Genomic DNA, 18,956 nt, shown 5'->3' on the forward strand with positions numbered 1-18,956 from the left:
TACCCGGCGGGAAGCCAGCCGGCCGAGCCTGATTCGCCCGCCGAAGGTCCCGCTGGACGCCGCTGCAAGCCATGGGGTCCCTGGGCGCGGTTGCGCCGCTTGGCCATGGCAGAGCACAGCAGGCCGAGTCCTATGAGACAGCTGCCGGCCGCCGCCACGCCCCCGGTTTGCGGACCGGTGGCCGCCAGCTCAGTGCTGGTTTGGAACCGAGTCTGTTCTCCCATGACTACCGGCGGCGCTGTGGCCGGAGCGGGTTGCTCCGGAGCGGGTCCGCCCGGAATCGGTTCCACCGGTGGCGTTTCGGCCGGCGGGGTGTCCACCGGCGGGGTGTCCACCGGCGGCTCCGCGGGCGGCGGGGACACCGGCGGGGTGTCCGAAGGGGGAATGTCCGTGGGCGGCGTATCCGACGGCGGGACGTCCGACGGCGGCGCATCCGTCGACGGAGGAACCAAGGCAGTCGGTGCCGCTACGCAAACTGTTTCGCTTGGTTCGCCGAACGGGGAGCGAAAGCTCCGGATGCCCGGCGTGCCAGCTATTTCCGCGACCACGGTGTAGCAACGGTGGCGGACAGCGGTCCGAAGGGCTCACTGCTCAGAGTACCGTTCGTGGCCTCCAGGGTCTGTACGGCGAAGACCGGAACATCTTCAGGAACCGATTCTGCCTGGACAGGCATGTGGGGCAGGGGACCGTACATCGTCAGGGTGACGTCCTGTTCCCGGCCCAAAGGCAGGCCGGCGACTGCTACTTCGTCCGTGACGGTTCCACCCTGCCCGATGGCTGCTGCCGAGAGTTTGGTGGTGACCGAAGGCGTCCATGGCACAACAGTGGTTTCGGCTTCGATCCCGAACTTGCTCCGCCAGGGTTTCACGAACGCAGCCGCGGACGCCGGCACTGCTGTCTGGGGATCGATGGACTCCGTCCAGACGTAGTAGCCGGAGGACGGCAGGGTGAGCGCAGGGGTTTCGTAGGTGTCCGGCCCGCTGACCCGCGTCACCACCGTGCCCACCTGCGGGGTTCCTTCCGGCACGGCATCCGCCAGACCCGGTTTCTGCGGAAGCGGGCCCCACAGTGTCGACTCCACCTCGACGGAGACAGCCTCCCCAATGACCGGGTCGTGCAGCCAGGGGAACGTGCCGCCGGACGGGCTTCCGCCCTCGACGTCAACCGTCAGGATGTCATGGAGCTCGGACCCCGCTTCCGCAACGGGTGCTGATGTCGTGGTGCTGACCAGGGGCTGGAACGCGGGCAGGGATGCGAGGCCGGAAACGGCTTCGACCGGAGAGGCAACCGGCGCCGCCAGCAGCCGCTGGGCGTTCGGTGCGTTCGGAACGAGCCAGGCAACGGCTCCGGTGGGGGCTGTCTCGGCGGAAACCCGAACGGTCCCCTCGCCCAGGCCCGTCCGCGTCAGGGGAAGCCCGTGGGGTTGGTCGCCGCTGGTCCAGGACAATGCGGCCGGATCGTCGGCCGTGAAGTCGCCGCTGACCATCGCCCGCACGGCGAGGCCGGGCGCCGCGGATCCAGCGGCAGTCCGCACGGTGATGGCTGCCCCGGTGATCAGGCCGGCGTCCGCACCGTCGTCGAGCTGAATGTCAAGGGTATACGGGCCGGCATGGGCGAAGGCCTGTTCCGTCAGGGACTGGCCAAGGCTGACCACCTGCTCGGGCAGGGCCGCCAGCTGCAGGATCTCCGCCATGCCGGGCGTGCCCCAGCCGCGTCCGGGCGAGGTGATGGCCCAGACAGCCAGCTGGACCGCCGCAGCCGTGTCATTGTCTTCGGCGGGACCCCAGCGGTGCAGCAGGTAGGACAGCGCGCCATTCTCCCTGGCATCGAGCGCGACGCCGTCGCTGCGGGTGAATCCGCCCTGCTGGCCCCCGTTATAGCCCTGGCCGAAGACCGGGGCCAGCCGCTCGAAGTCCGTACAGTACGCGACCTGGCCGGCGCTGTTGCGGTGCTGGCCGATGAAAAGTGCCGCAGAGCTGTGCCCGGCCGCATAGGTCCAGCCGTCGGCGACCGGCTGCGCGCGCCGGCTGCAGCGGAATGAAGGCCAGCAGGAGCAGCAGGCAACCGGCCAGGCACAGGACGCCGGGCAGGCCGGAAGCTCGCGATCGTAGTCGAGTGAACAAGGAATTCCTCCCAATCATGCCCGCGCCTGAGCTGCGCGCAGGTTCCACAGTGGTCATGCCCGAAGCCCGGGCCCGCTACCACTGTTCCGGCCGGCACCAACCAGCGGCAGGGGAGCGTCCGGGAATGTGGACAGCCGGTGCCCGGCTGCCCGGTGGGGAGGAAAAGACAGCCGCGTACGAAAACAGCGGGGGCCGGCACCCGAAGGTGCCGGCCCCAGCCTGAAAAGCCAGCAGGTATTACGCTGTCAGCTGCCGCTTGGAGGAGATCACACCGGTGTCGAAACCGGCCAGATGCAGTCCGCCGTGGAAGCGGGCGTGCTCGATCTTCACGCAGCGGTCCATCACCACGTTCATCCCGGCCGCCTCGGCGTCCCGGGCAACGTCCTCATGCCAGGAGCCCAGCTGCAGCCACAGGGTCTTCGCCCCGACGGCCTTGGCCTCCTCGAGTACGCCCGGCAGGTCGTCGTGCTTGCGGAAGACCTCGACCAGATCGGGCTTCTCCGGCAGGTCGGCCAGTGAGGGGTAGACCGGCTGGCCCAGGATTTCCTTGACCACCGGGTTCACGAAGTAGACCTTGAACCTGGTGGAAGACAGCAGGTATGTGGCTACGAAGTAGGACGCGCGGGACGGTTTGTCCGAGGCCCCCACAATCGCGATCACCTTCGTGTTGCGCAGGATGTTCAGGCGCTCCGGCGCGGACGGTCCCTGCCAGGTGCGTTCCTCGGTGCTCACTTGGATGCTCCTTCCTGGGCCGGGGCTTCCTGGGCCTCGACCGACTCCACCACGCGGGTTCCCGGCTCCACCGACGCGGCGCGGGCGGAGGGAATAACGCACGCTTCGCCGTCGTACGTCGGCGCGGCGAACTCGCTGGTGTCGAACGCGTGGTCCTCGTGGTCGCGGCTGGGCCCGTGCTCGGCCGCCGCGGACTGCGAAGCGGCCAGTGCCTGGTCCAGGTCCCAGAGGATGTCGTCGACGTCCTCCAGTCCGACGGAGATGCGGATCAGGTCCTCCGGCACGCCGGCGGCCGCCAGCTGGTCCACGGACAGCTGCTGGTGCGTCGTCGAGCCGGGGTGGATGACCAGGGTGCGGGCGTCGCCGATGTTGGCCAGGTGGGAGGCCACCTGGAGCGCTTCGATGAACTTCTGGCCGGCCGCGCGGCCGCCCTTGACCCCGAAGGCGAAGACGGAACCGACGCCCTTGGGCAGGTAACGGCGCCCGCGCTCGTAGTGCGGATGCGACGGCAGGCCGGCGTAGTTCACATAGGTGACCCGGTCATCGGCCTCGAGCCATTCGGCAACGCGCTGGGCGTTCTCCAGGTGCTCGTCCAGGCGCTGCGGCAGCGTCTCCACGCCCTGCAGCAGCTGGAAAGCGGACTGCGCGGACAGCGACGGCCCGATGTCGCGCAACTGCTCCGAGCGCAGCTTGGTCAGGAAGCCGTACTCGCCGAAGTTGCCCCACCAGGACACATTGCCGTAGGACGGCACCGGATCGGTCATCTGCGGGAACTTGCCGTTGCCCCAGTCGAAGCGGCCGCTTTCGACGACGACGCCGCCCAGGGTGGTGCCGTGCCCGCCGATGAACTTGGTCGCCGAGTGGATTACGATGTCCGCACCGTGCTCGATCGGGCGGATCAGGTACGGCGTGCTCAAGGTCGCGTCGACGATCAGCGGAACACCGGCGTCGTGCGCCACCTTGGCGAGCCCCTCCAGATCGGCGATATCGCCGGAGGGGTTGGCCACAATCTCGGTGTAGACGGCCTTGGTGTTCGGCTGGATCGCGGCGGCGAAGTCCGCCGGATCCGTGCCGGGCACAAATGTGGTCTCCACGCCGAAGCGGCGCAGCGTGACGTCCAGTTGGGTCACCGTGCCGCCGTAGAGCTGGGAGGAGGCGACGATGTGGTCACCTGCCCCGGTCAGCGCGGCGAAGGTGATGAACTCCGCTGCCATGCCCGACGCCGTCGCCACGGCCCCGATGCCGCCCTCCAGGGAGGCCATGCGCTCCTCGAAGGCCGCGACCGTCGGGTTGCCGATCCGGGAATAGATGTTCCCGTACTTCTGCAGTGCGAAGAGGTTGGCAGCATCGTCCGTGTCCTTGAACACGAAGGACGTGGTCTGGTAGATGGGGACGGCGCGGGCGCCGTGTTCGGCATCGGGGGTCCCGCCGGCATGCAGGGCACGGGTGCGGAAACCGAATTGACGTTCACTCATGAAGTCAGGCTACCCGTTCCGGAGTACCGAACTTGGTGACGGGCAGCAGTTCGGTGTTCATTTCAGTGCCGTTCCTGCGGGCCAGGTCGGCCTCGAGCTCGCGGACGATCGGCAGCACGTCGCGGCCGAACGCCTCCACTTCCTCCTGGAAGTGCAGGTAACCGGTCAGGAACAGGTTCACGCCGATCTTCTTGTATTCGACGATGCGCTCGGCAATCTGCTCCGGGGTGCCGATCAGCTGGGTCTTGAAACCGTCGTTGTACTGGACCAGGTCCTCGAAGCTGGAGTCTGCCCACATGCCCTTGCGGTCCTTGGTGGCCTGTCCGGCCTCCTTGACGGCGGAGGCGAAGCCATCGACAGCAGGCTTGTGCGCCTTGGCGATGATCTCCCGCAGGGTGTCCCGGGCTTCCTTCTCGGTTTTACGGGCGATCACGAAGCCGTTGAGGCCGAACTTCGGCGAACGGCCCGCGGTGGCGGCCGCGGCCGTCACGCCGGCGATGTTCTCCTTGAAGTCCTCGATATCGCGGCCGTTGGAGAAGTACCAGTCGGCGGTGCGGCCGGCGACCCCCTGGGCGGCGGTGGAATTACCGCCGAAGAAAATCTCCGGGTGGGCGCGGCCAGGGATGTCGAGCGGTGCCGGGCTCAGGGTGAAGTCGGAGATGTTGTAGTACTTGCCGGACTGGCTGTAGTTCTGCTGGGTCCACAGCCCGCGCAGCACCCGGATGAACTCCTCGGTGCGCACGTAGCGCTCGTCATGCTCCAGCCAGGGCAGGCCGAAGTTCACGAACTCGTCCTTGAGCCAGCCGGAGACGATGTTCACCGCGGAACGGCCGCCGGAGATGTGGTCGGCGGTGATGATGAACTTGGCCAGCACGCCCGGGTGCCACATGCCGGGGTGCACTGCGGAGATGATATTCAGGCGTTCGGTGGCGCCCAGCAGGGCCAGCGAGAAGGACGTTGCCTCGTGCTGCTTGTCCGCGCCGTAGGAGGCGGCGTAGCGGGTCTGGGTCAGGGCGTATTCGAAGCCGGAGTTCTCGGCAATGCGGGCCAGCTTCTTGTTGTAGTCGAAGTCCCAGCTGGTGCGCTGCTCGATGGTGGAGACAACAAGGCCGCCGGAGACATTCGGTACCCAGTACGCGAACTTCAGGGGCGCGGAAAAGTCGATCTGGGGAGTGGTCATGGCGTTACTTCCTTTGGTCGGCCAGGGCAGCGGCGATGCCGGCAATTGCGGGTTCGTTCTGGAGCGATGTGGTGTCGCCGAGGGCCGTGCCTTCGTACAACTGGGTGAGCAGGCGGCGCATGATCTTGCCGGAGCGTGTCTTGGGGACGTCCGGAACTACGACGACGGCGGCCGGCTTGGCGATCGGGCCGATCTCCTTGGCGACGTGGTTGCGGAGGGCGGTGACGATCTTCGCATGGTCCTGCGCCTTGCCGGCATCCGTCAGCACGACGAAGGCGGCGATGGCGTGGCCGGTTTTGGGATCGGCTACGGGGGCAACGCCTGCTTCGACGACCCACGGGTGGGAGACGAGGGCGGATTCGATTTCGATGGTGGAGAGGCGGTGGCCGGAGACGTTGAGGACGTCGTCGACCCGGCCCAGGATCCAGGTATCCCCATCCTCGTCGTACTTCGCGCCGTCGCCAGCCAGGAACCAGCCCTGTTCCGCGTACTTGCGCCAGTAGGAATCGAGGTAGCGCTGGGGGTTGCCCCACACGGTGCGGGCCATCGCAGGACCGGTCTGGTCCACCACGATGTAACCCTGGACGCCCGGCGCAACCGGTGCGCCGTCGTCGTCCACGATCTTGGTGCCCACACCCGGAAGCGCACGCGTCGCGCAGCCGGGCTTGAACACCGTGTCCGTCTGGCGGGGGGAGAGGATCGTCGCGCCGGTCTCCGACTGCCACCAGGTATCGATCATCGGCACTTCGTTGCGGCCGATGTTCCCGCGGAACCAGCGCCATGCCTCCGGGTTGGTGGCCTCCCCGACGGTGCCCAGCAGGCGGATGGAGGAGAGGTCGTAATCCGCCGGTACGCCGTCGGGGAACCAGCCCATCAGGGACCGCACCAGCGTCGGCGCGGTGTAGTAGCTGGTGACGCCGTAACGTTCGATGATTTCGAAGTGCCGGCCTGGATGGGGAGTGTTCGGGGTGCCTTCGTAGATCACCTGGGTGACGCCGTTGGACAGCGGTCCGTAGATCTCGTACGTGTGCGCCGTGACCCAGGCCAGGTCCGCGGTGCACCAGTGGACGTCCTTCTCCCGCTGCGCCGGATCCGGATTGCTGAAGAGGTACTCGTAGCTCCAGGAGGCCTGCGTCAGGTAGCCGCCGGAGGTGTGGACCAGGCCCTTGGGCTTGCCGGTGGTGCCGGAGGTGTACATGATGAACAGCGGCGTTTCGGCGTCGAACGCCTCCGGTTCGTGGACCTCGGAGGCGGTGTCGACGACCTCGTGCCACCAGATGTCCCGGCCCTCGACCCATGCAACGTCGGTGTGACCGGTGCGGTTGACCACCAGCACATGCTCGATTGCGTTGTCGCCGGAGACGGCTTCGTCCGCGTTGGCTTTGACCGGGACGGCCTGGCCGCGGCGGAACTGGCCGTCCGTGGTGACCAGCAGCTTGGCGCGGGTGTCTTCGACCCGGAACTTCAGTGCTTCGGCGGAAAAACCGCCGAAGACCAGCGAGTGGATGGCGCCGATCCGGGCCACGGCCAGGGTGATGATGACGGTTTCGGGAATCACCGGCAGGTAGATGACCACACGGTCGCCCTTGGTGATGCCCAGCGCCAGCAGTGCGTTGGCGGCCTGGGAGACTTCCTTCTGGAGTTCGGCGTAGGTGATGGAGCGGCGGTCGCCGGGCTCGCCTTCGAAGTGCAGCGCCACTTTGTCTCCGCGGCCCGCGGCGACATGCCGGTCGACGCAGTTGACGGCGACGTTCAGCGTGCCCCCGGAGAACCACTCGATCTTCGGCACACTAAGGTGGGGTTCGCCGTCGTCATTAATCCCCCCGGTGGGCCGGGCCGGCTCCCAGGTGTGGGGCGTATGCCACGGCGTTTCCCACTGCAGCCTGCGGGCCGCCTCCTCCCAGAAGGCGATCCGTTCGGTTTCGGTGGCGACGTCAGCGGCGGAAGTGCTCTGCGCGGCGATGGCAGTCATAGGGTGTGCTGGTCCTTTGTGGTGGTGCGGAAGATGCGGGGGCGCGTCACGCGCGCGCGGAACTGCAGCTGCACATTCGCATCGACGGCGGCCGCCTGCGGGACGGCAGGGCAGGGAAGGCCGCGGCGGCGCGGGATGCGGCAAATTCAGGCATAAAGCACACTCCATCGGTCCTGGCAGTAGCACCTTGCTGATGGCTGTGAAGCATCAGAGGGTTGCTGCGGCGTCGTCGATCCAGGTCTCTCGGCCGCTCGGGATGGTCACCTCCAATGAAACGGGACACGGCGGCCCCGGAGCAAATCGGCGTAACAAACCGACCTCTCCGCACCCTTTCCGCAAGGCGTAGTCTGGCCCTGTTGATTGCGTACCGGACCAGGCTGCTGGAGGCAGAACGTGGCACACGAAAATGATCCTGAGGTCATCCGCAGACTGCTGACGGCCCCCGGCCGCTGGGCCATCGTCGGACTTTCCAACAATCCGCGCCGCGTTGCGCTGGGAGTCTCCAAATACCTGATGGACGGGCTGGGCATGCAGATCGTTCCGGTGAGCCTTAAGGGCGACGACGTCCACGGGCAAAGAGGCTACAAAAAGCTCGCGGACGTCCCCGGCGGGATCGACGTCGTCGACTTCTTCGTCAACTCACAGAAGGTGGGGCCGCTGGTGGACGAAGCCATCGCCGTGGGCGCGAAAGCGGTCTGGCTGCAGCTGGGCGTCATCGATGAAGCGGCCGCCCAGCGCGCCAAGGACGCCGGCCTTGAGGTAGTGATGGACACCTGCCCGGCCATCGAGGCGCCGCGGTTCGGGCTGTGATTGGCCGCTGACCTGCGGCCCTGAAGCCCCGTTACGGGATGTGACGTAACTTATTCGCTTTTTGACGGGTCCGGCTTTTGAATGGGTGCGTAACCATCCCGAGCGGCCGAGAGACCTGGATCGACGACGCCGCAGCAACCCCCTCCCGTTTTTGCCAAGGGAGCAGGGTGCTACTGCCAGGACCGATGGAGAAGCAACTGCTTTCGTTGGTCTCCCTGACCGCGCCCGTATCCGCGCCGGCCAGGGGTTCCTTTGGCGACGGCGGCGCGCCTCTTCTCGGGCTTAGACCCAAGGAGATCGACGTGATACCAACAACAGCGGCAGCGCCCGGCAACGGCGGTGCCCAGTGATAGACATCCAGAACGTCTCGACTGTCTTCCGGGCGGATGCCGGCGAATTCACCGCCGTCGACAACATCTCGCTGCACATCCCGCGGGGCAGCATCCAGGGGATCATCGGCTTCTCCGGAGCCGGCAAGTCGACCCTGCTGCGCAACATCAACCTGCTCGAGCGGCCCACCTCCGGGCGGGTGCTGGTGGACGGCGTGGACCTGGTGGAGCTGTCCGACCCCGAACTGCGCACCAAGCGCCACGACATCGGCATGATCTTCCAGCACTTCAATCTGCTCAACAACCTCACCGCCCAGCAGAACGTCGAGCTGTCCCTGAAGTTCGCGGGTGTGGGACCGGCCGAGCGGCGGCGCCGCGCGGCCGAGGCGCTGGCGATTGTTGACCTGGCTGACAAGGCGAAGACCTACCCCGCCAAGCTCTCCGGCGGCCAGAAGCAGCGCGTCGCGATCGCCCGCGCCCTGGCCACCGAGCCCAAGGTGCTGCTCTGCGACGAGCCGACCTCCGCCGTCGACCCCAGAACCACAGCCTCCGTGCTGCAGTACCTCAGCGACGTCAACGCGAAGTTCGGCATCACCATCGTGGTGGTCACGCACGAAATGAACGTCATCAAGGCCATCGCCGACAACGTGGCCGTGATGGAGGACGGACGGGTGGTCGAGCAGTTCGACCTGGCCGAACTGGACCGGCCGGGTTTCTCGCCCGGCACCTCGATTGGCCGCTACCTGATTTCCGACGACATCGAGCTCGAGCGCATCCACCGGCCGGGGGAGCTGGCCAGTGCTTGAGCGCATCATCGAGGTCTGGCCGGAAATTGTCGCCGCCATGGGCGAGACCCTCACCATGCTGCTGGTGGCCATCCCGCTGGCCGTCCTGCTGGGCACGCCGCTGGGGGTGCTGCTGTACTCCATCGGCCCCAACGGCCTGAAGCACAAGCCGAAGCTGCACCGGGTCATCGACGGCCTGGTGAACCTGATCCGGTCCTTCCCGTTCCTGATCCTGCTGATTGCGATCATCCCGCTGACCAGGCTGATCGTGGGGACGACCATCGGTACCGCCGCAGTGATCGTCCCGCTGACCATCAACGCGATCCCGTACTTTGCCCGGTTCGTGGAGCAGAACCTCTCCCAGCTGGGGACCGGCGTCGTGGAAGCGGCCCGCTCCATGGGTGCCAGCCGCCTTCAGATCGTCCGGGACGTGCTGCTGGTGGAAGCCAAGCCCGCACTGGTCGGTTCCATCACCATCATGACGGTCAGCTTCATCTCCTACTCGGCGATGGCTGGCCTGGTCGGCGGCGGCGGCATCGGTGACTTCGCCATCCGCTACGGCTACTACCGTTACGAAACCGGGCTGATGATCGCGGCGATCGTGCTGATGATTGTGCTGGTCCAGATCGTGCAGATCGGCGGATCGTTCATCGCCCGCAGGCTGGACAAACGGCTCTAGCCGCCTTCGAAATTTTCACCCGCACCACTTTCAAGGGGACCACTATGCCCAAAATCAGCCCATCCACCCCGAATGTTTCCCGACGCTCCCTGCTCCGCGGCCTCCTTGGCGCCGCCGCGGCCGTGCCCGTCCTGGGCACCGTCGGCTGCGGCCTGAGCAACGCCGGCGCCGTTTCAGGCGATGCGGGAGACAAGACCATCCGGATCATCGCCTCCAGCGTGAAGTCCTACCAGGAACCCATCACCATTGCGCAGAAGCTGCTGGCGGAGAAGGGCTGGACGCTGGAAGCCAAGTTCGTAAACGACATCATCCAGCCTAACCTCTCCGTGGCGCAGGGGGAGTACGACGCCAACGCCTTCCAGCACAGCGCGTACCTGACCCAGTTCAACAAGGACAAGGGCCTGAACCTGGTTCCGCTCTTCTACATCCGCAATTCGCCGGCGGCGCTCTACTCCTACAAGCACACCAGCCTGGCGGACCTCCCGCAGGGCGGCAAGGTGTCCATTCCGGTGGATCCGGCCAACAACGGCAGGGCCTTCTTCATGCTCCAGACCCACGGCCTGCTGACCCTGCGCGAGGGTCCCACCGTGGTCACCGCCACCAAGGCGGACATCATCGACAACCCGCGGAACCTGCAGTTCGTGGAGGTGGACCAGCTGTCCCTGAGCCAGACGCTGGAGGACGTGGACGCCGGCTTCATGTTCCAGTCCACCGCGATCGACGCCGGCGTCCACACTCAGGCGAACCTGGTCGCCGAGGACGCAGTGGAGGACGAGATCCCGTACCGTTCCATCTTCGCTGCCACCCCCGAATTCGCCGGCACGGAAAAGGCGAAGGCGCTCGAGGAAGCGATCCAGAGCCCCGAGGTGGCCGAGTTCTTCAAGACCTACCAGGACGGCTTCTTCGAGCTGCCCTGGGACGAAGACCCGCAGGCGGACCTGCAGAAATGGGCCGACGCATGAGCATCCCCAGCACCCGTTTTGAAGGCCGGCGGCCCCGGCTGCTGCTGAGCGCGTTCGTCATGAACACGACCAGCCACATCATGGGCGGCCAGTGGCGCCGGCCGGAGGCGCAGCAGCACCGGTTCAACGAACTGGCGCTGTGGACGGACCTGGCCCGCCAGTTGGAAGCGGCGAAGTTCGACGCCATCTTTTTTGCCGACGTCGTAGGCCTCTACGGCGACCACGAAGGCGGGTGGGCCTCGCTGCTCAGGCGCGGCCTGCAGGTTCCGTCCAACGATCCGCTGGTCCTGCTGGGCGCGCTGGCCGGCGCCACCGAGCAGATCGGCCTGGCCGCGACCTCATCGGTGATCCAGTCCCATCCGTTCCAGTTCGCGCGGCAGATTTCCACCCTGGACCACCTCAGCAACGGCCGTGCCGCGTGGAACATCGTTACCAGCGTGCTGGAGAACGCGCACCGGAACTTCAACGGCAACGGTCTGACCAAGCACGACGACCGCTACGCCTGGGCGGACGAGTACGTGGATGCCGTTTACAAGCTCTGGGAAGGATCCTGGGACGAGGGCGCCCTGCTGCAGGATAAGGACAACAGCCTGCACGCGGACCCGGACATGGTGCACAAGATCTACCACCGCGGGCAGCGGTACTCCATCGATGGTCCGCATCTGGTCTCGCCGACACCGCAGCGCACGCCGCTGCTGTTCCAGGCGGGAAGCTCCGGCCGAGGGCAGGAATTCTGCGCCCACAACGCCGAAGCGACGTTCACCTTGGCCTCCAGCCCGGAGGCTGCGGCGAAGTACACCGCCGCGGTCCGTGGCAAGGCGGTGGCCGCCGGCCGCAGGGCCGATGACGTGAAGTTCCTGCAGGGACTCCACTTCGCAGTAGGCGGGACGGAGGCCGAGGCCGCCCGGAAGGCCGCGGACCTGGAAGCCACCCTGGACTACGATGCGCTGGTCGCCCATATCGGCGGCGGCTTCGGGGTGGACCTGGGCGGCCTGCCGCTGGACACCCCGCTGGGCAGCATCACCACCGAAGGCTCCCAGGGACATCTGGAGGCCGTCATTGCCAGCTCGCCCAACGGCAACCCGACGCTGCGGGACCTGGCGCTCTACCGGTCCCGCGCCAACCAGATCGTGGGCACACCCGAGCAGATCGCCGACCGGCTGGAGGAATGGCAGGATGCCGGCATCGATGGCGTCAACATCATCAACCAGACCCTGCCGGGCTCCTACACCGACTTCATCGAGGGCGTGCTGCCGGAGCTGCAGCGCCGCGGCCTGGCGCAGACCGAATACACACCGGGCACGCTGCGCGAGAAGCTGTTCGGCGCCGGCCCGGAGGACAGCGGGGCGTACCTGAACGACCGGCATCCGGCGGCGAAGTACCGCGGCGCCTTCGCCGAATACTCCGCGGCCGCGGAAAACAAGACTCCCGTCTACCGCTGACTTACCGATAGGAACAGGAACCATCATGGAACGCAGGAATTTCCTCAAGTACGCGCTCGCCGGCGCCGGCACATTGTCCGTGGCAGCGCTGACCGGGTGCGGGCTGACCTCAGCCTCCGGAAGCAGCGACAAGACGATCAGGATGATCGTCACCGAATCCGCTCCCTACCAGGAGCCGACCAAGATCGCGCAGAAGCTGCTCGAGGCGAAGGGCTGGACCCTCGACGCGACCTACGTAACGGACATCGTGCAGCCGAACCTTGCCGTGGCCAACGGAGAATACGACGTCAACTTCTTCCAGCACAATGCCTACCTGCACCAGTTCAACCAGGACAAGGGACTGGACAACGTCGGCCTGTTCTACGTCTACTCGGCGCCGGGCGGCATCTGGTCGGAGAAGTACGCGTCCCTGGCTGAACTGCCCGACGGAGCGACCGTCGGCATCCCTGTGGATCCGGCCAACAACGGCCGGGCCCTGTTCCTGCTGCGCGACGCCGGCCTGCTGGAGCTGTCGGTGGCGCCGGTGGTCTCGACTTCGCAGGAAAACATCACGGCCAATCCGCGGAACCTGAGGTTCGTTGAGGTTGACCAGCAGTCGCTGACCAAGACGCTGCCGGACGTGGACGCCGGCTTCCTCGTCGCGCGGATGGCGGCCGACATCGGGCACTCCAAGGACGATGCGCTGGCGTTCGAAGCCGAAACTGATCAGCTGCCGTTCCGGATCGTCGTCGCGGCACGTCCGGACTTTGTGGACACGGAAAAGGCGAAGGTGCTGCAGGAGGCCTACCAATCGCCGGAAGTCAAGGAATGGTTCGAGAACTACCAGGGCGGCATCCTGCCCACGCCGTGGGACGCCAGCCCGGCCCAAGACCTGCCGAAGTGGACGGAGGGATGAGCGTGGGTTTCGAGGACACTGCCTTCGAGGAACGGGCCGCCCGCTTCCGGCCTATCTTCGCCCGGATCGCGGAAGGCGCGCTGGAGCGGGAAACCCACCGGATCCTGCCCTATGAGCAGGTCAGGTGGCTCAATGCGGCCCGGTTCGGCGCGCTGCGCGTGCCGGCGGAGTATGGCGGTCTGGGCGCCAGCTACCTCACGCTCTTCCGGCTGCTGGTCGAACTGGCCCAGGCGGACTCCAATGTGGCGCACCTGTACCGGTCCCATATCGGCTTCGTGGAAACGATTAGCCGGCAGGATGAGGACACACGCCGCCGCTGGTACACGCGGATCGCCGAAGGTCAGATCGTCGGCAACGCCGCCACCGAACGCTCCGGCAATCTGCTGGGGCACACCAACACCACGGTCACCCGCGCCGGCGGGACCTGGGCGGTCAACGGGGAAAAGTTCTACTCCACGGGAAGCATTTTCGCGGACTGGATCCAGGTCACGGCCCAGATCCCCGGCGAGGAAGGGCGGTTCCACGCGATCGTCTCCGCCCGGCAGCCCGGCGTCGATATCAAGGACGACTGGGATGGTTTCGGCCAGCAGCTGACCGGCACCGGCAGCACCGTCTTCACGGATGCCCTGGCCGAGGAGGTGTTCCCGCGGCCCGCAGCCGACACCTCCGAACCGGCGGTCTTCCAGCTGGTCCTGCTGGCCGTGCAGGCCGGCATCGGCCGGGCGGTGCTGGCCGAGGTCAGCACACTGGTCCGCAGCCGCACCCGCAGCTTCAACACCGGCTCCGGCGGACTGATGCGCGAGGACCCGCTGATCCTGGCGCTGGTGGGACAGATTTCCGCGAAGTCCTACGCCGCGGAGCAGCTGGTGCTGGCCGCCGCCCGGGAGCTGGACACCGTGCTGGACCCGCAGCGGGAGCTCGGCGCCGAGGAACGCCATACCCGCAGCGAGCTCGCGGTGCAGAAGGCGCAGGTGGTGGTGCCGGTGCTGGTCGGCGAGATCGCCGGGCAGCTGTTCGACACCCTCGGCGCCTCCGCCACGTCGCAGAGCAAGAAGCTGGACCGCTACTGGCGCAATGCCCGCACCGTCGCCACGCATAACCCCACCGTTTTCAAGGCACGGATTGTCGGCGACTACGAAGTGAACGGCACCAAGCCGGTGGGGCTGAGCGCCATCGGCACTGTGGCCGCTGGCCAGCGGGCCACTTAGGCTGTGCGGTCCGTTCCGGATGGGGGGCGGAACGGGCCGCGCTTGGTTCAAGGACAATACTTTAGGAGCACGAATGGGAACTCCAGCGCACGCTTCGGCTCCGGCCGCAGTGGATTACAGCTCACTTGCGGCGACCTTCCGTCCGGTGTTTGCCCGCATCGCCGGAGGCGCCCTGGAGCGCGAAGCCAGCCGCACGCTGCCGTTTGAACCGGTCAAGTGGCTGAACGAAGCCAAATTCGGCGCGCTGCGGGTGCCGCGGGAGTACGGCGGCTTCGGGGCCACCTTCCCGCAGCTCTTCCAACTCCTGATCGAACTGGCGGAGGCGGACTCCAATGTGGCCCACCTCTACCGCTCCCATTTCGGCTTCTGCGAATTCCTGGGCCTGCAGGATGAAGCCTCCCGCCAGCGCTGGTTCGCCCGCTTCGTTGCCGGTGAAACGGTGGGGAACGCCTCCACCGAGATCGGTGGCACCGCCTTGGGCGCAGTAGGTACGACGGCGACCCCCGCGTATGGCGGGAACGCCGGCGGAACCTGGCTGCTCAATGGCGAGAAATTCTACAGCACCGGCAGCATTTTTGCCGAATGGATCGCCGTAACGGTGCAGGCGGACGGTGCCACCAGCCGGTCCTTCGCCGTCGTCAGCACCGCTGATCCCGGGGTGGAAATGTCGGACGACTGGGACGGATTCGGCCAGACCCTGACCGGCACCGGCACCACGGTCTTCAACAATGCCAGGGTCCACTGGGACGATTTCTTCGACCGGGACCTCAACGCCCGGACGCACGAGGCGGCCTTCTTCCAGCTGGTGCTGCTCGCCGTCGAGGCAGGCATCGGCAAGGCGGTCCTCAATGACGTGCGGGAGCAGGTCAAGTGCCGCAACCGGACGTTTACCAACGCCGTCGGAAACTCGCAGGCGCCTGCGGTGCGGCATGACCCCCTGATCCAGCAACTGGTGGGCCAGATCTCCGGCAAGGCCTTTGCCGCGGAAGCCATCGTGCTGGCCGCCGCCCGCGAGCTGGAGGCGGCACGGGATCCGTCCGCGGACCTGACCGACGGCGAGCGCTTTGCACGCGGTGAACTGGCGGTGGAGAAGGCCCAGCTGATGGTTCCCGACCTGGTCATGGACGCCGCCAAGCAGCTCTTCGATACCCTCGGGGCTTCCGCTACCTCGCAGCGCAAGCAGCTGGACCGGCACTGGCGCAACGCGCGTACCGTCGCCGCCCACAATCCGACGGTTTTCAAGGCCAGGAACATCGGTGACTACGAGCTGAACGGCACCCCGCCGGCGGGGTCCTGGACGGTGGGGACGGTGACCGGCGTTCCTGCATGAGCCGGTGGACAACCTCACCGCCGAACCCCACCGCCGAAACCTCAGTTGTTGCGGTTTTTTGTCCCTGAAACCGCAATAACTGAGGTTTCGGCGATCGTGGGGAGGGCGGCGGCGTCCCGACCGCTACGCTATTGCAGCGCCGCAGTCAGCCGGCAGACGTTGTCCAGGAACCTCTGCGGCAGCGGTCGTTCCACCCATTCGTCCAGCTGGACGGGCCTGCTGGCCTCCAGGTATTCCTGGTCGATTTCCAGCATTTGTGAAACAAATTCCCGGTCGCAGACCAGGAGGGACACTTCGAAGTTCAGTGTGAAGGACCTCATGTCCATGTTGGATGAGCCGATTACGGCCACCGCGGAGTCGATGATGATGAACTTGGAGTGCAGCACGTACGGCGACTTGTAGAGGTGGATGTCCACGCCGGCTTCGATCAGCGTCTGATAATAGGAACGCTGGGCGTGGTAGACGAAGAACTGGTCTGAGGTTTCGCCCATGTAGAGCCTGACCGCGACGCCGCGCTGGGCCGCCGTCGTAATGGCGTACAGCATGGACTCGTCCGGCACGAAGTACGGGCTGGAAATGACGATGCTGCGCTCCGCGCTGTAGAGCAGGGTATTGAACAGGCGCAGATTGTTCTCCGCATCGAAGCCCGGACCGCTGGGCACCACCTGGCAGAGCAGTCCGCCGCCGACGTCGTCCTCGATCAGGTCCGCCTCCTCCTCCAGGATTTCCCCGGTCTCCGCATACCAGTCGGTGATGAACAGGGCGTTCAGCTCGTCCACGATCGGGCCGGTGGTCCGGACCATGAGGTCCTTCCACAGCAGCCCGCGGCGCCTGTTGCCGCGTTTGTTGTAGCTGCGGTCGATGATGTTCTGGGAACCGGTGAAAGCCAGGTTGCCGTCGATGACCAGGATCTTCCGGTGGTTGCGCAGGTCCGGCCGCTGGTACTCCAGCCGCCACGGACGCACCGGCAGCATGCGGCGCCAGGGGATGCCGGCACGCTCCAGGCGCTTGACCGCCTCGCCGTAGCCGGGATAGCCGATGCTGCCCATGTGGTCGATGAGTACCCGCACGCGGACCCCGCGGTGGTGGGCGTCTTCGAGCGCCTGGAACATGGGCTCGGTGGTCTCATCGACGGCGACGATGTAGAACTCGAAGTGGACATAGATCCTGGCCGCCCGGATGGCCTCCGTCATGGTTTCCAGCGAGGCGTTGTAGTCGTCCAGGAGCTCGAGTTTGTTGCCGGCCGTCATTGGCAGGGCGCCGAGCTGGTGGTTGAGCTTGACCGCTGCGAGCGCCCAGTCCGGCGTGCCGGTGGGATCGCCCAGGCAGTAGCTGTCGGAGGTATTCTTCCGGATGAGCTCGGTCATTTTCGACTGCTTGTCACGCCGGCTTTTCGGCAGCTTGGGACTGCCGATGAGCAGGAAGACCAGCAGGCCCAGAATCGGAATGAAGAGGATCGCCAGCAGCCAGCCCAGCGCCACCGATGGGCGGCGGTTCTGGGGGACGACTCCCAGCGCGATGACCAGGATGACCATGTTGACGACAATCAGCAGCACCGTGCCGGAGAGCGGCAGATTGATGGCGGACAACAGGTTGGTCATGCCAACACCTTATGCGTTGCCGCCGGAGTAATCTGAACGCCATGGATGCGGCAATGCTGAAGGAAATCTGCCTGGCCCAGCCCGGCGCGTTCGAGGACTTCCCCTTCGGCCCCGATGCATCCGTGTTCAAGGTCAGGGCGGCCGGCGGAACCGCCAAAATGTTCGCGCTGGCCAACCTGGATGCCGAGCCGCTGACCGTCAGCCTCAAGTGCGAGCCGGTCCTCGCTCAGCAGCTGCGCGCGGCACATCCCGAAATCAGCGGCGCGTACCACATGAACAAGACACATTGGAACCAGGTGTGGTGCGATGGGGACCTTCCCGACGGGATGATCCGCGACATGGTGGAGGACTCCTACGACTTGGTGGTGGCGTCCCTGCCGCGGAAGGACCGCGAGTCGCTGGGCTGGGCACGGCTGGCGCGGGGCGACGCGTAGATGCTGAGGCAGGAATTCCTCGACGAGTTGTGGGACGCGGCCGACCCGAAGTCCACCGAGCAGCGGCTGCGGGGCGCCGACACGAACCGCTTCATGCTTCCGGCGGACCGGGCGGAGCTGGCCACGCAGATCGCGCGGGTGCTGGGGCTGCAAGGACGATTCGCGGAAGCCTGCGCCGTCCTTGACGGCATCGACCCGGATAAGTTTGACACCGCAGACAAGCCCGACGGCGGCGCTATTGTCCGCGTTCGGCTCGCCTTGGAACGGGGCCGGCTGCATCGCGCCTCCGGCAGCCCGGCGGCTGCGGTGCGGTTCCTCGGCGAAGCCGCCCAGCTTGCCGGAATGCATGGGTTTTGCGCCTTGGAGCAGGCGGCGCGGGCCCTTCTGGAGCCGGGCCCGCAGGACTAGCATGAAGCCATGTCCGAACAGGGAAAGTCGTACTTGATACCCATCATGGCGGGGGCGGTCCTGGCCGGTCTGGCCCGCCTGGTGCTGCGCAAGCGCAAGGAGGACAAAGCCGCGGAGCAGGCCAAAAGGGCGGCGCGGGAGAGAGCCCACCCCCGCAATCTCTGACCGCTGCTTGGCTAGGCTGGTTCTGCAAGACGCAGCAGCACCAGTAACAGAAGGGCAGCACACGTGATATTCATTGTCGTCAAGTTCAAGGTTAAGCCGGACTGGTCGGAGAAGTGGATGGACGTTGTCCATGACTTCACCGAGGCCACTCGCAGGGAGCCGGGCAACCTCTGGTTCGACTGGTCGCGCAGTGTCGAGGACCCGAACGAGTTCGTGCTCGTGGAGGCCTTCAAGGACGACGCGGCCGCGGCCCATGTCAACAGCGACCACTTCCAGGCAGCCATGAAGAAGATGCCCGAGGCGCTGGCGGAGACCCCGCAGATCATCAGCCGGCAGATCGACGGCGAAGGCTGGGACCGGATGGGCGAACTGACCGTCCAGTAGCAACTCCACACCCCATAAATGAGTCAGCAGCAGGTGCCCGAA

Annotated in this window: 19 protein-coding genes and 2 riboswitches; of the genes, 13 read left to right on the forward strand and 6 right to left on the reverse strand. The window is 66.4% G+C overall.

Annotated elements, in window-relative coordinates:
- Nucleotides 1–222: 222 nt before the first annotated feature.
- Nucleotides 223–555 carry a hypothetical protein gene (locus tag AC5RWU_RS04870; RefSeq protein WP_494029967.1) on the forward strand — a complete coding sequence of 111 codons (333 nt, stop codon included), beginning with the start codon at nt 223–225 and terminating at the stop codon, nt 553–555.
- Here AC5RWU_RS04870 and AC5RWU_RS04875 read toward each other — a convergent pair.
- The 5 genes from AC5RWU_RS04875 to acs form a co-directional block, all read right to left on the reverse strand.
- A complete protein-coding gene (locus AC5RWU_RS04875; RefSeq protein ID WP_494029966.1) occupies nt 533–2,137 on the reverse strand; it encodes a hypothetical protein in 1,605 nt (534 codons plus the stop codon). The genes AC5RWU_RS04870 and AC5RWU_RS04875 overlap by 23 nt on opposite strands.
- A gap of 223 nt (nt 2,138–2,360) precedes the next feature.
- Entirely contained in the window at nt 2,361–2,855 is a 495-nt protein-coding gene (locus tag AC5RWU_RS04880; RefSeq protein WP_494029965.1) for a CoA-binding protein, read from the reverse strand.
- Nucleotides 2,852–4,330: an O-acetylhomoserine aminocarboxypropyltransferase/cysteine synthase family protein gene (locus AC5RWU_RS04885; RefSeq protein ID WP_494029964.1), complete on the reverse strand. Its 1,479-nt coding sequence runs from the start codon at nt 4,328–4,330 to the stop codon at nt 2,852–2,854. The genes AC5RWU_RS04880 and AC5RWU_RS04885 overlap by 4 nt, the downstream gene beginning before the upstream one ends.
- Before the next feature lie 4 nt (nt 4,331–4,334).
- Entirely contained in the window at nt 4,335–5,510 is a 1,176-nt protein-coding gene (gene sfnG / locus AC5RWU_RS04890; RefSeq protein WP_494029963.1) for a dimethylsulfone monooxygenase SfnG, read from the reverse strand.
- A gap of 4 nt (nt 5,511–5,514) precedes the next feature.
- A complete protein-coding gene (gene acs / locus AC5RWU_RS04895) occupies nt 5,515–7,482 on the reverse strand; it encodes an acetate--CoA ligase (RefSeq protein WP_494029962.1) in 1,968 nt (655 codons plus the stop codon).
- A 161-nt stretch (nt 7,483–7,643) separates the two neighbouring features.
- A riboswitch (SAM riboswitch) is annotated at nt 7,644–7,745 on the reverse strand.
- A gap of 130 nt (nt 7,746–7,875) precedes the next feature.
- On the opposite strand from acs, the gene AC5RWU_RS04900 reads away from it, so the two are divergent.
- The 8 genes from AC5RWU_RS04900 (at nt 7,876) to AC5RWU_RS04935 (ending at nt 15,922) form a co-directional block, all read left to right on the forward strand.
- Complete coding sequence (locus AC5RWU_RS04900; protein WP_494029961.1) at nt 7,876–8,292, forward strand: CoA-binding protein; 417 nt, start codon at nt 7,876–7,878, stop codon at nt 8,290–8,292.
- Nucleotides 8,293–8,382: 90 nt separating this feature from the next.
- Nucleotides 8,383–8,484: riboswitch (SAM riboswitch) on the forward strand.
- A 154-nt stretch (nt 8,485–8,638) separates the two neighbouring features.
- Nucleotides 8,639–9,427, forward strand: coding sequence for a methionine ABC transporter ATP-binding protein (locus tag AC5RWU_RS04905; RefSeq protein WP_494029959.1), 789 nt, complete (start codon nt 8,639–8,641; stop codon nt 9,425–9,427).
- On the forward strand, nt 9,420–10,085 hold the full coding sequence (locus tag AC5RWU_RS04910) for a methionine ABC transporter permease (protein ID WP_494029958.1): 666 nt from the start codon (nt 9,420–9,422) through the stop codon (nt 10,083–10,085). Before AC5RWU_RS04905 ends, AC5RWU_RS04910 begins: the two co-directional genes overlap by 8 nt.
- 44 nt (nt 10,086–10,129) lie before the next feature.
- Entirely contained in the window at nt 10,130–11,047 is a 918-nt protein-coding gene (locus AC5RWU_RS04915) for a MetQ/NlpA family ABC transporter substrate-binding protein (protein WP_494029957.1), read from the forward strand.
- Nucleotides 11,044–12,489 (forward strand): LLM class flavin-dependent oxidoreductase, encoded by a 1,446-nt coding sequence (locus AC5RWU_RS04920; RefSeq protein WP_494029956.1) that lies wholly within the window; start codon nt 11,044–11,046, stop codon nt 12,487–12,489. The genes AC5RWU_RS04915 and AC5RWU_RS04920 overlap by 4 nt, the downstream gene beginning before the upstream one ends.
- Before the next feature lie 25 nt (nt 12,490–12,514).
- Nucleotides 12,515–13,384 (forward strand): MetQ/NlpA family ABC transporter substrate-binding protein, encoded by an 870-nt coding sequence (locus AC5RWU_RS04925; protein WP_494029955.1) that lies wholly within the window; start codon nt 12,515–12,517, stop codon nt 13,382–13,384.
- Nucleotides 13,381–14,592: an acyl-CoA dehydrogenase family protein gene (locus AC5RWU_RS04930; RefSeq protein ID WP_494029954.1), complete on the forward strand. Its 1,212-nt coding sequence runs from the start codon at nt 13,381–13,383 to the stop codon at nt 14,590–14,592. Before AC5RWU_RS04925 ends, AC5RWU_RS04930 begins: the two co-directional genes overlap by 4 nt.
- Before the next feature lie 73 nt (nt 14,593–14,665).
- Nucleotides 14,666–15,922, forward strand: coding sequence for an acyl-CoA dehydrogenase family protein (locus AC5RWU_RS04935; RefSeq protein ID WP_494029953.1), 1,257 nt, complete (start codon nt 14,666–14,668; stop codon nt 15,920–15,922).
- A 128-nt stretch (nt 15,923–16,050) separates the two neighbouring features.
- Here the strand turns inward: AC5RWU_RS04935 and cls are convergent, their stop codons facing one another.
- Nucleotides 16,051–17,523: a cardiolipin synthase gene (cls, locus tag AC5RWU_RS04940; protein ID WP_494029952.1), complete on the reverse strand. Its 1,473-nt coding sequence runs from the start codon at nt 17,521–17,523 to the stop codon at nt 16,051–16,053.
- A 41-nt stretch (nt 17,524–17,564) separates the two neighbouring features.
- On the opposite strand from cls, the gene AC5RWU_RS04945 reads away from it, so the two are divergent.
- From AC5RWU_RS04945 to AC5RWU_RS04960, 4 genes are all read left to right on the forward strand, one after another.
- Nucleotides 17,565–17,957, forward strand: coding sequence for an MmcQ/YjbR family DNA-binding protein (locus AC5RWU_RS04945; RefSeq protein ID WP_494029951.1), 393 nt, complete (start codon nt 17,565–17,567; stop codon nt 17,955–17,957).
- Nucleotides 17,958–18,365 (forward strand): hypothetical protein, encoded by a 408-nt coding sequence (locus AC5RWU_RS04950; RefSeq protein ID WP_494029950.1) that lies wholly within the window; start codon nt 17,958–17,960, stop codon nt 18,363–18,365.
- A gap of 9 nt (nt 18,366–18,374) precedes the next feature.
- Nucleotides 18,375–18,530, forward strand: a complete 156-nt coding sequence (locus AC5RWU_RS04955; protein ID WP_494029949.1) for a hypothetical protein — start codon at nt 18,375–18,377, stop codon at nt 18,528–18,530.
- Between the two features lie 63 nt (nt 18,531–18,593).
- A complete protein-coding gene (locus tag AC5RWU_RS04960; protein WP_494029948.1) occupies nt 18,594–18,914 on the forward strand; it encodes a putative quinol monooxygenase in 321 nt (106 codons plus the stop codon).
- Nucleotides 18,915–18,956: the final 42 nt, after the last annotated feature.

This window comes from Arthrobacter sp. B0427-1-12, from assembly GCF_059092905.1.

Bases quoted from the DNA above. Each gene is read 5' to 3' on its own strand.
- AC5RWU_RS04870 (WP_494029967.1), top strand. From the start codon at position 223: ATGACTACCGGCGGCGCTGTGGCCGGAGCGGGTTGCTCCGGAGCGGGT.
- AC5RWU_RS04885 (WP_494029964.1), bottom strand. From the start codon at position 4,330: ATGAGTGAACGTCAATTCGGTTTCCGCACCCGTGCCCTGCATGCCGGC.
- sfnG (WP_494029963.1), bottom strand. From the start codon at position 5,510: ATGACCACTCCCCAGATCGACTTTTCCGCGCCCCTGAAGTTCGCGTAC.
- acs (WP_494029962.1), bottom strand. From the start codon at position 7,482: ATGACTGCCATCGCCGCGCAGAGCACTTCCGCCGCTGACGTCGCCACC.
- AC5RWU_RS04915 (WP_494029957.1), top strand. From the start codon at position 10,130: ATGCCCAAAATCAGCCCATCCACCCCGAATGTTTCCCGACGCTCCCTG.
- AC5RWU_RS04920 (WP_494029956.1), top strand. From the start codon at position 11,044: ATGAGCATCCCCAGCACCCGTTTTGAAGGCCGGCGGCCCCGGCTGCTG.
- AC5RWU_RS04925 (WP_494029955.1), top strand. From the start codon at position 12,515: ATGGAACGCAGGAATTTCCTCAAGTACGCGCTCGCCGGCGCCGGCACA.
- AC5RWU_RS04930 (WP_494029954.1), top strand. From the start codon at position 13,381: ATGAGCGTGGGTTTCGAGGACACTGCCTTCGAGGAACGGGCCGCCCGC.
- AC5RWU_RS04935 (WP_494029953.1), top strand. From the start codon at position 14,666: ATGGGAACTCCAGCGCACGCTTCGGCTCCGGCCGCAGTGGATTACAGC.
- cls (WP_494029952.1), bottom strand. From the start codon at position 17,523: ATGACCAACCTGTTGTCCGCCATCAATCTGCCGCTCTCCGGCACGGTG.
- AC5RWU_RS04945 (WP_494029951.1), top strand. From the start codon at position 17,565: ATGGATGCGGCAATGCTGAAGGAAATCTGCCTGGCCCAGCCCGGCGCG.
- AC5RWU_RS04950 (WP_494029950.1), top strand. From the start codon at position 17,958: ATGCTGAGGCAGGAATTCCTCGACGAGTTGTGGGACGCGGCCGACCCG.
- AC5RWU_RS04955 (WP_494029949.1), top strand. From the start codon at position 18,375: ATGTCCGAACAGGGAAAGTCGTACTTGATACCCATCATGGCGGGGGCG.